Origin of the sequence: uncultured Lactobacillus sp. (genome assembly GCF_947367085.1) — a bacterium.
Taxonomy (GTDB): Bacteria; Bacillota; Bacilli; order Lactobacillales; family Lactobacillaceae; genus Lactobacillus.
Genome location: NZ_CANBCP010000050.1, coordinates 1 through 12,618 on the forward strand (window position 1 = coordinate 1; position 12,618 = coordinate 12,618).

The window sequence follows — 12,618 nt, forward strand, 5'->3', positions numbered from 1 at the left end:
ATTAAATAAGGCTACTAAAACAATCACAATCAAACAAATAACTATAAAAATTGCCCAATTCAAACGTTTTCTTAATCGTTGCGTTTTTTGTTCACGTAAATCTGCTTTTTCATTGTCGAAATATTGTTGACGTGAACTAGAATTAACACCTTTTTCGTTGTTATCTTTAACAAAATCTGGATTTACGTTTATCTCATCGTTGGATTTCTTGCGATCAGACTCTGCTCTTTTCAAAAGTCTTGATAAATTACTTTGCTTTTGTTTTTTGCGATATTGAGCTCTTTTTTCAGTCATTATTTTGCTGTCCAGTTAATAACATATTTTCCCAAACCGTAATTGCCATTACAGTTTTAGAATCAACTATTTTTCCTTGAGCTAGTAATTGTTTTAATTCATCTAAACTGTACCATTCTTGTGTTAAAAACTCATCTTCATCTAAGGGACGTTTATCTTCTAACTTAGTTAAAGTGTCACAGTAGTAGAGATACATTTTTTCATCACAAAAACCTGGAGATGAATAAAATTCTGTCACCTTTTCCCAATAATCTGCTTTATAGCCGCCTTCTTCGTTTAATTCACGCTTCATTGCATCAAGTGGTGATGCATCTGTTTCGTCAATTAAACCTGCAGGAATTTCGAGGGTAACTTGCTTAATAGGCTCACGCCATTGTTTAACCAAAAGCATTTTTTTATCACTATTAATTGCAATTGCACCGGATGCATCGGGATGTTTGACTACCTCTCGAATCGCAGTCTTACCATTAGGAAGAGACACTGTTTCAACATTTAGGTCGATTAATCGACCTTCAAAAACAGTTTTATTTGAGATTTCGGTCTCATTAAGATCCATTTAATTCTCCTCTTGTTTATTATGATCAATGTAAACATTTATACATTGCAAGCCCTTTTTACCTTGGGCTAATTGATAGTATACACGTTGACCAACTTGAAGACTCTTATATCCTTCTTCTTTAATAGATTTATAAAAAACAAAGTATGAAGAATGAGTTAGGTCATCATCAATAAAACCAAAAGCTGCATTTTTATCAAATTGTTTTACAGTACCTGTACGCATTATTTCTCAAGTCCTTCTTCAATTGCTTCAGGGTAGCTTTCAGCTACAATATTAGCACAACGCGCACATAAATCTGGGAATCTTGCATCACTACCAACATCATTAGTAATACGACGACATCTTGGACAAACTTCACCTTCAGCATGTTTAACTTCGATTTGACCAGATTTAAGATTTTGAACATCGTTACCTTCTAAGGATTCATCCGTTAAAGAAAGTTGAGATACAATTAAAATTTGACGAATATTACTGTCTAACTTATCAAGCAATTCTTTAGTTTCAGTAGTTGGGTGGAAAATCACATGAGCTTCAAAAGACTTTCCAATTACCTTGTTATTTCTTGCAACTTCTAAAGCTTTCAAAACGTCAGAACGAACTTGCATGAATTGTGTCCAGTTAGCTAAAATTTCTTCTTCATTAGCAAAGTGAGCTACTTCAGGCATATTACTTAATTGAACGTATTGTTCGTCTTCCTTCAAATATCCCCAAATTTCTTCCATCGTATGAGGCAAGATAGGCGTTAAAACCTTAACTAATTTAACTAAGACATCATAGATAACAGTTTGCATAGAACGACGGCTTTCGCTATCTTCAGCATCGATATATAGGATATCTTTGGCAAAATCTAAATAAAATGCGGACAAGTCGTTTGAGATGAAGCTAAATACTTTCTTATATACGCTATTAAAGTCGTATTTATTATATGAGTCTAAAACTTCTTGAACTAAATAGTTTAACTTAACTTCCATGAATTGGTCAACGCCTGCCATATCTGGATAAGCTATCGCATTAGCTTTTGGATCAAAATCAGAAGTATTTGCCAGCATAAAGCGGAAAGTATTTCTAATCTTTCGATAAGCTTCAGCACTTTGACGTAAAATATCTTGAGAAACAGCAACGTCAGAAGTAGTATCAGCACCTGCAACCCATAAACGGATAATTTCGGCACCCATTTGCTTAATCACATCGTTAGGAGAAATTACATTTCCAAGAGATTTAGACATCTTGTGGCCCTTGTCATCCAATACAAATCCTTGAGATAAGACTTGCTTGTATGGAGCTTGACCAGTTACTGCAACTGAAGTAATTAAACTTGAGTTAAACCAGCCACGGTATTGGTCGCTTCCTTCAAGATATAAATCTGCTGGGAAGCTAAGTCCATCGCGCTGCTTCATTACGCCTGCCCAAGAAGAACCAGAGTCAAACCAAACATCTAAAATATCAGTTTCTTTTCTAAACTTGCCATTTGGTGAATGTTCTGAGCTAAATCCTTCTGGAAGTAATTCTTCAGCAGTATGGGTATACCAAGCGTTAGAACCTTCTTTTTCAAAGATTTCAGCAATATGTTCAATTGTTTCTGGAGTAACAATTGGAGTATCATCTTCTGCATAGAAAATTGGAAGTGGCACACCCCATGCACGTTGACGAGAAATTACCCAGTCTCCACGATCTTTGATCATATTGTAAAGACGAGTTTTACCCCAAGAAGGAATAAAGTCTGCTTTTTCAATTTGATCTAAAATTTGATCTCTGAATTTATCAATTGATGCAAACCATTGAGTAGTTGCACGATAAATTACCGGCTTCTTAGTACGCCAATCATGTGGGTATGAGTGAGTGAAGAAATCAAGCTTTAAGAGGGCTCCAGCATTCTTTAACTTTTCAGCAACAACTTTGTTAGCATCATCATAAAACATTCCAACAAGATCTGGATCTGGAACCTCTTTAGTAAATCTACCTTGTGCGTCCATTGGACTAAATACTGGTAAACCGTATCGACGACCTACATTGTAGTCATCTTCACCAAAACCAGTAGCGTTGTGAACCAAACCAGTACCATCGTCATCAGTAACATAAGTATCATTCATCACTAAACCAGTTACATCATAAAGTGGATGCTTGTATGTCATACGGTCAAAATCTGTACCTTTTAAAGTCTTAACGACTTTGTAGTCGCTCCAGCCCAAATCTTCAGCAACAGCTGATAAACGGTCACTACCAATTACGTATTTTTTACCATTAACTTCAACTACTGAATAATCAAACTTAGGGTTAACAGTAATACCTACGTTACTTGGAATAGTCCAAGGAGTAGTTGTCCAGATTACTAATGAAACATCTGAATCTAAGATACCTTTACCATCCTTAATTGGAAAGGCAACATAAATTCTTGGTGATTTAATATCATGGTATTCAACTTCGGCTTCTGCTAAAGTTGATTCACTTGACCAAGACCAGTAAACAGGTTTTTTACCCTTGTAAATGTAGCCTTTTTTGAACATTTCACCAAAGACGCGAATTTCTTGTGCTTCAAATTCTGGCTGTAAAGTAATGTATGGGTGATCCCAATCTGCCATAACACCTAAACGCTTAAAATCAGCCATTTGTTTTTGGACTTGCTCTTGAGCAAATTGACGACATAATTCGCGATATTTTGCTCGATCCATTGACTTACGATCGACACCTTTTTTGGCTAATTGTTGTTCCACTGGTAGACCATGAGTATCCCATCCAGGAACAAATGGTGCATAGTAGCCATCCATATTTTTAAAACGAACGATAATATCCTTTGAGATCTTGTTCAAAGAGTGTCCCATGTGGATATTACCATTAGCAAATGGAGGTCCATCGTGTAAATCAAAACGTGGCTTACCTTCATTTAATTTTAGTCTTTGTTCGTATAATTTGTTTTCTTCCCATTGTTTTTGCCATTGTGCTTCGCGTACTGGAAGATTTCCACGCATCTTAAACTTAGTCTTACCTAAATTAAGTGTATCCTTAACTTTCATTTGAATTCCTTTCTAACAAAAAAAGCTCCGCCCTAAATAGGACGAAGCTAATCGTGGTACCACCTAAATTGAACATTTCTGTTCCACTCATTCCATGTATCGTATGGGTTACGAATAAGTCTATTGGCAGCTGATCAACTTTCTGAGTTATTGGCCTCTCACCATCGCCAAATCGCTGAGTTTCATACTTGTTTTACTGTCGACTTAATTATTTATGATCTTTATAATCATCTGGGAAAATGATCATCGGTCCATTATTGATATTAGGATTTTGTTGTTGTGGGGCTTCATCTTCATGGACTGGAGAATCTCCCTCTAATATCTTAGGAGCATCATTTTCTTTTTGATCTTGTTCAGAGTTTACTTCATTTTCAGTAGGTTTGTCAACCGTGTTCAAAGTTTGAGATTGTGAAGCTTGAACTGGATCGACTGAAGGCTGTTCAACAATTTCATCAACTTGATTAGTTGGATCTTGTTGCTGCACATTTTGTGCTTGTACCTCATCATCTGATTTTGCAAGAATTGGTTGTGATCCATCAGCTGGATACAAACGTGAACGACCATAATACTTATCAAGGTAATATTGCCAATCATGATCATCTAATTCTTTTAATTGATCTTGTAAAAGCTTCTTAGTTTGATCTCTAAAATCAGCAACTTTTCCCTTGAGCAATTCATAGTCGTTACTTAAGGTTTCATATTGACCCTTTAAATCTTTTTCTTTATCAGAAGCTGCAGTCTTTGCATGGGCCAGGATATCGTTTGCTTGCTTTTGAGCACGTTGTTTAATCTCATCCGCATTTTCTTGAGCACTAATTAATGATTGGTTCAAAGAATCTTTAATTCTATCGTATTTAGCTACCTTTTCTTTTAATTCTTTGATTTCATTTTTTAGCTCAACATTTTCATTCTTTAAATCTACGTTTTTGTCTAAAACATCTCCGTAAGCATCGACAATTCTATCTAAAAAACTATCTACTTGGTCTTCATCATAACCACGCATCTTTTTATCAAATTGTTTATTATGAATGTCCATTGGAGTCAATGACATAATCTCACCTTTTCTTTGCTTGCCAAACTTTAAACTCTAAACGATATTTTCCTTTACTTGTATGGCTTATTTTTTCTATTTTGATCCGTCCAAAATGACGAATACTTAAAATATCGTATACATTGACAATTATATTAGATTCTTGTGTTTCATGCCAATTTAATTTTATATTTCCGTTTTTTATTTCTTCTTTTGCCTGGCTACGCGACATATTGGTTATACTTGAAACAACTGCATCAAGTCTCAAAGCAATCGTTATAGCAGACTTTTGAACTGAATCATCTGTCATCATTAAAACATTTTTAGAAGATATTTTTTTCAATTTGACATGACTGCGGCCAATTCTGTCTATCTGATCAACAAAGAAATCAGCTAAATCACTTTTTACGAAGACTTGCCAATTGCCTTGATCATCATTGATGATGTCGCCAAAAGAATTTAATTCAACGCCACTATTGGCTAAAACACCCAAAATTTGACTATGATTCAATCTATCCCATTTTTTATTATATTCAATTTGTAAAAGCTGAATTTTAAAATCATTTAGATCATAAGAATAATCCCAGCCACATAGAAGTGCTCTTTGTTTTTCAGCATCCTTATAACCACCATATTGATATATTTGCGCATAACTACCAACAATTTCTTTCAATATATAGATTTGTCTAGGATTTAAGAAATCCGTTAAAATTGGTTCTTGTTGGTAAATAAAGCGATTAAAAAGACCGGTGTAATAATCTACCTCCGGTCTTTCTTCATAATCAAAATGTTGGTAAAAACTACTTGCTTGTCGTTTTTGTATCATTTTGTATTGTTACTCTTTATACGAATCTAATCAGAAAAATAATTAAATAGCGTAAAACGTAATTATTGATCAAATATAATACCAAAAGTGCTACTACTGGTGCAAAAGAGATGCCAGCAATTGGCGGAATTATTCTTTCGAACCAGCCTAAATAAGGTTCAACAATTTTAGCTAGCCAATGGCCAATTGTTGTATTAAGCAATCTAGGCACCCAAGTTAATAAAGTATATATCACGATTAGAAAACTATAGACATAGATTATAGTGTTTAGAATTTGATATATAACAAATATAGCTTGCATTAATCAATATTATCTTTCTTATCTACTAACTCAGCAATCTTCCCATCAGTTTCAAATTTTGGTGGAGTTGCCAAGAAAATTTTATCGCCAACACGTTGAATTTCACCATTTAAGGCGTATACAGTACCAGTGATGAAATCTACAATTCTACGAGATTGTGCATCATCCATACGTGCAAAATTAATGATAATTGCTTTGTTATTGAGTAAGTTTTGAGCAACCTCTTTTGCATCAGAGTATACACGAGGTTCGTATAAAACGATTTTACTAGTTGGAGCACTACCTGAATTTATTGAAACAACATTAGCGCGTCTTTCATTTTTTTCTGGTTCTTGATTTGCATCTACTTCTTCAGTATATGAACTTTCATTCATATCTTCATCTTCAGCAATACCAAAGAATCTTCCTAATTTATCAAATGCCATAATTAATTCCTCCTAGGACTAACGCTTACGACGATGTCTAAAGAATGGAATATCACTTTCATCATCATCTGCATTAGTTTCAATTTGTGAAATACCATTTTGATTATCTGAATCAAATGAATCAAAATTGTTTTGCTGTTCTTGCTTTGGTTCTGGACGTTTATTTTCCTTTTTATCTTGTTTCCAAACACTAGTTGGATCTAATAAAGAATCTTGATCTTCTCTTGATGCTTGAGTTTGAGTAGCAGGTGCTACATTTGCCTGTTCATTATTTGCTTGTGTTTGATTTTCAGAAACAGCTGTTGAAGGTGCTTCTGAACGATGTGGCTGCTCAGTACGAGTGCGACGACCAGGGCGACTAAGCTGTTTTGAGGCTTCTTCTTCAGCTTCGGCATCAATACCTGTAGCAATAACTGTAACAACTACTTCATCACCTAGGTTAGCATTAATTGAAGTACCGAAGATAATATTTACGCCATCACCAGCAGCTTTAGAAACGATGTCAGAAGCATCTTGTGCTTCAAACAAAGTTAAATCAGGTCCACCAGTGATGTTAAGCAATACTTGTTTAGCACCATCAATTGAAACTTCAAGCAATGGAGAAGAAATAGCCAATTTTGTAGCTTCTACAGTTCTATTTTCACCACTTGCACGACCGATACCCATCAAGGCAGCTCCTTGATTTTCCATAACTGTCTTAACATCAGCAAAGTCCAAGTTCACGTAGTCAGTTGAAGTAATCAAGTCAGAAATACCTTGCACACCTTGACGTAAAACATTATCAGCTTCCTTGAAAGCATCCATCATCGGTGTCTTCTTATCAACCATTTCTAACAAACGATTATTAGCAATTATAACTAAAGTATCAACATATTGTTTTAATTGACTGATTCCTTCAGCTGCATTTTTAGAACGCTTAGGTCCTTCAAATGTAAATGGACGAGTTACAACCCCAACTGTCAAAGCGCCCGTTTCACGAGCGATCTTTGCAATAACGGGAGCTGCACCAGTACCAGTTCCACCACCCATTCCTGCTGTGATGAAGATCATATCTGCGCCTTTAAGTGAATCTTCAATCGTTTGTTGACTTTCTTCTGCAGCTTTTTGACCAACTTCAGGATGTGAACCTGCACCTAAACCTCTAGTTAACTTGGGTCCAAGTTGAATCTTGTTTTCAGCCTTATTACTGTTCAATGCTTGTACATCAGTATTCGCTGCGATAAATGATACGCCTTGAACGCCTTCATCTATCATTCGATTTACTGCATTACCACCGGCGCCACCGACACCGATTACTTTAATGACTGCATTCTTGTTGTCATCCGAATCGAAAGTAAAATCCATCTACTAAACCACCCTTAATTAATCAAAGAATTTCTTAAAGAAATCTCTGAATCCTTTTTTATTCTTTTTAGTGTCTCTGGCATCCGTGTCAGATTCATGAGCACTCTGTGCCACATTAGTTTTATTATAATCTTCTTTTCTAGTTATTTCACTAGTAGACTGCGGTCTTTTGAAAAACTTCATTTTTTCTGAATTATTTTCTTCAGTTACTCGTGGAGTAACTTGACCGCCATAGATCACGCTGTTAACCAAATAATCAATATCAGCTAACCCATAAGCATATCTAACAACTCCAAATCCTGCTGCATAAAGAGGATTTCTGAGCCCCATTTGGTCTGGCTGGAAGATTCTTGCCTTTACTTGAAAATTATCTTTTACAACATCATCGGTTCCTTGTAGAGCACTTGAGCCTCCTGTTATAACAACTCCGCCTGGAAGTTTAAAGGCATCATGATCTTCTAATCCATTACCAACGCGGTCTAAGAGCTGTTCTAAACGAGCATTAATGATTTCGCTTAAATATTCCTCGTCAATCATCTGAGGGGCACTTTCACCAACCACATTAACCGGGAATTTATTATCTTTAGATGTTAGACTTGGATCTGCATAGCCAAATTCGCGTTTAATTTTTTCTGCTTCATTTTTTGAAGTGTTTAAAACAACAGAAATATCATTTGTGATATCGCTACCACCTTCAAGATCAATTGTGGCATATTTAATCTTATTTTCGTGAATAACTGTAGCGGTTGTCGTACCACCACCCAAATCCAAAATAATTGCCCCAAAAGTTCTTTCTCCTTCATCCAGAGCTACACTAGCAATAGCTAGTGGCGTTGGTACGAAGAAATTATTTTGGTAGCCAGCTCTTTCGATAGCTTTTTTGATATTGTGTAAATCGGTAGTTGGCGCAGCCAGTAAAATTCCATGAACTTCTAATGAGTGAGCGATCATTTTACGAGGATCATCAACATCTGTCTTACCATCAATTAAGAATTTATTTGGTAAGAAAGCAATTGGTTCCCAGCCATCTTTCAATGAAGAACTGATTGCTGCCGATAATACTCGCTTTACATCACTATCACCGACTTCTTGGCCTTGTTCACCGATATTGATTAAACCATTAGCTTCTTCCAGTTGTAATAAACCTACAGGAATGCCTGTAACAACTCGATAAATTTTGGAATTTGTCTTTTCCGAAACTTTTTTCAAGGCAGATGCAATGCTACTAGCAGTTTGATCAATATCGACGATCTTGCCATGACGCATCCCCTTAGTTGGTGAACTGGCAGCTCCAATTACTCTTAAATCATTTGAACCAGTCTCTGCAACAACAGCTTTTACTGAAGTAGTACCGATGTCTAAACCCACTAATAAATTAGTCTTATCCAAATTAATGCCCCCACACTTCTACATATAGTTAAAATTTTAACATAACAGTTCTCAGTTAGTATAGCTATGGTTCTATTCTCAAGCGATTTTTTTCATCATTAGTTAACGGTCTAGAAAATGCTCCGATTTCCAAATCAATAACTGACGGCTTTTTCAACTGTTGCTTGATCTTTTCATAGTATTTAATCTTAGAAATAATTGTTGAAGTATTTCCAATTACTACGTTATCGTCATTCATAACAAAAATAATCTGAGTCGGTCGAGAGGTTTCTCCGCTCATAACTTTAATTTGATCTTGAACATAAGTTGGAAGTTTAGAATAGATTCGCAAGTCTTCTTTTAATGAGGCACGCTTATTATAACCAATAAAAATAGGTTTTTTCTTATCAATTTCATTAACATTTAAAGTTTGACTAGCTACCTTACCATTGATTAAAATTTTACGATACTGGCTATTTCTTTCGTAAATATAGCCAATCACCTTTTTTTCTTTAATGTTCAAAATCAAATTATTTAAGTGACTAGAAGTTACCTTAACTGATTCAATTTCAGGAAACTTCTCACTTAATATTTTGCTGTAGTCTTTTTGTTTTAAATAAGCTGATAATATTTTGTCTTGAGCATTTATTCCACTAGCCTTAACAATTTGTTTACTATTTAATTCAGGAGCTCCCTTTATTTGAATACTAGCAACATTTGCCTTGGGTGATACATAATATCCTAAAAGCACTATAAAACAGGCTGACGTAAAAATAATTACCCCAAGTCTCGTTAAAAGAGCACGTCTTCTTTCAGCCTGAAGTTTTTTCAATGAGGCAGAGACTTTTGCAGTATTGGAATTATTTGGCCTAGATCGATAATCTAGCCAGCCTGATAGTTCTTTTTTCGGATCTTTTTTTGTAATTTTATCTTTCGCCATCTGCCTCACCTCTTTTCATATAGCTTATTTTACTTTATCTTTGACTAATTCTTGCATTACTGAAATTACTTGATCTGAAGCATCCGGAACTCCTAATTTCTTTGATGCCTCGCTCATCTTCTTAGCATATTCTCTATCAAGTAGGATGTGATCAATTGATGAAACGAAATTATTTGGATTTAAATCATCTTCGGCAATAACTAGTGCAGCACCAGCTTTTTCCATGTCCATTGCATTTTTATATTGATGATTATGAGTAACATTCGGACTAGGAATCAAAATTACTGGAACACCCAACGCTGTAAATTCAGCTAAACTCGTTGCCCCTGATCTTGATACTACACAGGTCATTTGAGGTAATAACCCCGGCATATTATCAATATATGGAACAATCTTGACATTGGAATTAATTTTTTTGCCTGCTAGCTTTTTTTTGATTTCTCCATAATAAAGTTGACCTGTAGCCCAAATCACCTGATATGGCTTTTGTTCCAATTCATCCAGTGATTTTAAAACAATTTTGTTAATTGCTAAAGCTCCACGGGAACCACCAAAGATTAACACGGTAGGCACCTCTGGATTTAAATCCCATTTTTTCTGTATATCAACTTTTTCTTCATTCAAACCTAATACTTGTTGTGAACGGGGATTACCGGTTTTTACTAATTTCTTTTTTTCAGAAAACTGCTTTGCTGCATCATCAAAAGTATAGCAAATCTTATCCACGTAGTGAGCTAAAAACTTGTTAGCTAAGCCAACAACTGAATTTGATTCGTGAATTAAAGTAGGAATTTTCATTTTCGCTGCTTCATACACCATTGCTCCACAAACATAGCCACCCGTTCCAACAACGATATCAGGCTTAAATTGGTCGATAATTTTACGAGCTTGCTTTGTTGCATCTAAAAATAGCTTTACTGTTTCAAAATTTTTGAATATATGACGTCGATCGAAACCTTGTACATTCAAAGTTTCAAAAGGAACTCCAGCAGCTGGAACAATTTTTGATTCCAAACCTTTTTTTGTTCCAACAAAAAGAATTTCATCATTAGTGACTAATTTTCTTTCCTTAAGTCTTTCAATTAACGCCATTATTGGATAAATGTGGCCACCTGTTCCGCCACCTGTAAAAATCACTCTCATAATTATTTGGTCTTTAATTCCTCTATAAATTTAACAAAGAAGTCTCCACGCTCTTCAAATGTATTAAATTGATCCCAAGAAGCACATGCTGGTGAAAAAAGAATTACATCCCCTTCATCACTTAATTCATAAGCTCTTGGTACTGCTTCTTGCAAGGTATTAACAATAATTATATCTTTAATACCAGCTTTTCTTGCCGCATCAGCTAGTAAATATTTAGTTTCACCATAAAGTACTATAGCTTTTACGTGCTTCTTAAATAATGGTACCAAATCATCAAACATAAAGCCTCTATCTAAACCACCTGCAATTAAAACTTCTGGCTGATCAAAAGAAGGAATTGCTACAGAAGCAGCTTCAATATTCGTTGATTTTGAATCATTATAAATCTTGCGACCATTATATGTTTTAACATATTGCAAACGATGTTTAGCACCGGAAAAAGTCGAAAGTACTTCATCAATATCTTGATCACTAGCACCCAAGATCTTTGAAATTGCAATTGCTACTAGACTATTTTGCTGATTATGAATACCCGGAATCTTGATATCAGATTTTTTCATGATCTTATGATCACTTTGACTTTCAAGGTATTCTTGACCAATAAAGTAATCAGCACTTGGATCAACCTCAGAAAAAGTAACTAATTTGGCTTTAGTTAATGCTTGCTCCTTAGCTAAAATATCTTTTTGATCAAAGTTTACAACAAAATAATCATCACTATCTTGACTTTGAGTAATTCTCAACTTGGCAGCAACATAATTGTCAAAAGTCTTATGATAATCAAGATGGACATTGTTATAAATGTCCACCACAGCTGCAACCTTTGGCTTGATATCAGTTACACCCATTAATTGAAAACTTGATATTTCAACAACCAATAAATCTTTATCAGTTACCTTATCTACGACTTCGGAGATTGGAACACCAATGTTGCCGACAGCGTAAGCATGACCGCCTTTTTTGCTTAAATAGCGATCCATGATTCTTTGCGTTAGCATGACAGTCGTAGTTTTGCCATTTGAACCAGTTACACAAACATATGGCGCTTGACTTACACTAAGCGCAATTTCAGGTTCGGTGATGACCGGGATACCCTTTTGCTGGGCTTTAACAACCATTGGATTTTCATAAGGAATCCCAGGATTTTTAACTAAATAGTCAAAATTTTCTTTGTCAAAAAGATCTACTGGATGATAACCAGAAATCACTCGAACTCCTTCTTGGTCAAGCTTTTTTGCATGTTCATTGTCTGCAAGATCTTTTTTATCATTTAAAGTTAATTTCGCCCCTAATTTTAAGAGTAACTCACTAACTGCAAAACCACTTTTTCCTAAACCCAAAATCAGGATATTTTTTCCTTCATATGTTTTAATA

Annotated in this window: 13 protein-coding genes; all 13 read right to left on the reverse strand. The window is 35.1% G+C overall.

Translation table 11 applies throughout. From position 1 onward, the window contains the following. On the reverse strand, positions 1 to 294 hold a 294-nt coding region (locus tag Q0Y70_RS07740), incomplete at its 3' end, for a hypothetical protein (RefSeq protein ID WP_297819323.1). Next, entirely contained in the window at positions 287 to 850 is a 564-nt protein-coding gene (locus tag Q0Y70_RS07745; RefSeq protein ID WP_297819326.1) for an NUDIX hydrolase, read from the reverse strand. The genes Q0Y70_RS07740 and Q0Y70_RS07745, both read right to left, overlap by 8 nt. Beyond that, positions 851 to 1,075, reverse strand: coding sequence for a cold-shock protein (locus Q0Y70_RS07750; RefSeq protein ID WP_297819329.1), 225 nt, complete (start codon positions 1,073 to 1,075; stop codon positions 851 to 853). Then, positions 1,075 to 3,864: an isoleucine--tRNA ligase gene (ileS, locus tag Q0Y70_RS07755; RefSeq protein ID WP_297819332.1), complete on the reverse strand. Its 2,790-nt coding sequence runs from the start codon at positions 3,862 to 3,864 to the stop codon at positions 1,075 to 1,077. The genes Q0Y70_RS07750 and ileS overlap by 1 nt, the downstream gene beginning before the upstream one ends. Before the next feature lie 208 nt (positions 3,865 to 4,072). Next, positions 4,073 to 4,915 (reverse strand): DivIVA domain-containing protein, encoded by an 843-nt coding sequence (locus Q0Y70_RS07760; protein WP_297819335.1) that lies wholly within the window; start codon positions 4,913 to 4,915, stop codon positions 4,073 to 4,075. 4 nt (positions 4,916 to 4,919) lie between these two features. After that, complete coding sequence (locus Q0Y70_RS07765; RefSeq protein WP_297819358.1) at positions 4,920 to 5,717, reverse strand: RNA-binding protein; 798 nt, start codon at positions 5,715 to 5,717, stop codon at positions 4,920 to 4,922. Between the two features lie 19 nt (positions 5,718 to 5,736). Continuing rightward, positions 5,737 to 6,021 (reverse strand): YggT family protein, encoded by a 285-nt coding sequence (locus Q0Y70_RS07770; protein ID WP_297819338.1) that lies wholly within the window; start codon positions 6,019 to 6,021, stop codon positions 5,737 to 5,739. Beyond that, the gene (locus tag Q0Y70_RS07775; protein WP_297819341.1) at positions 6,021 to 6,446 is read right to left on the reverse strand and encodes a cell division protein SepF; all 426 of its coding nucleotides are present in this window, start codon (positions 6,444 to 6,446) and stop codon (positions 6,021 to 6,023) included. The genes Q0Y70_RS07770 and Q0Y70_RS07775 overlap by 1 nt, the downstream gene beginning before the upstream one ends. A gap of 18 nt (positions 6,447 to 6,464) precedes the next feature. Beyond that, positions 6,465 to 7,790, reverse strand: a complete 1,326-nt coding sequence (ftsZ, locus tag Q0Y70_RS07780) for a cell division protein FtsZ (RefSeq protein ID WP_297819344.1) — start codon at positions 7,788 to 7,790, stop codon at positions 6,465 to 6,467. 18 nt (positions 7,791 to 7,808) lie between these two features. Further along, complete coding sequence (gene ftsA / locus Q0Y70_RS07785; protein WP_297819347.1) at positions 7,809 to 9,179, reverse strand: cell division protein FtsA; 1,371 nt, start codon at positions 9,177 to 9,179, stop codon at positions 7,809 to 7,811. Positions 9,180 to 9,243: 64 nt separating this feature from the next. After that, entirely contained in the window at positions 9,244 to 10,098 is an 855-nt protein-coding gene (locus Q0Y70_RS07790) for a cell division protein FtsQ/DivIB (protein ID WP_297819350.1), read from the reverse strand. A 24-nt stretch (positions 10,099 to 10,122) separates the two neighbouring features. After that, positions 10,123 to 11,241, reverse strand: coding sequence for an undecaprenyldiphospho-muramoylpentapeptide beta-N-acetylglucosaminyltransferase (gene murG / locus Q0Y70_RS07795; protein ID WP_297819352.1), 1,119 nt, complete (start codon positions 11,239 to 11,241; stop codon positions 10,123 to 10,125). Between the two features lie 2 nt (positions 11,242 to 11,243). After that, entirely contained in the window at positions 11,244 to 12,617 is a 1,374-nt protein-coding gene (gene murD, locus Q0Y70_RS07800; protein ID WP_297819354.1) for a UDP-N-acetylmuramoyl-L-alanine--D-glutamate ligase, read from the reverse strand. Between the last annotated feature and the right edge of the window lies 1 nt (position 12,618).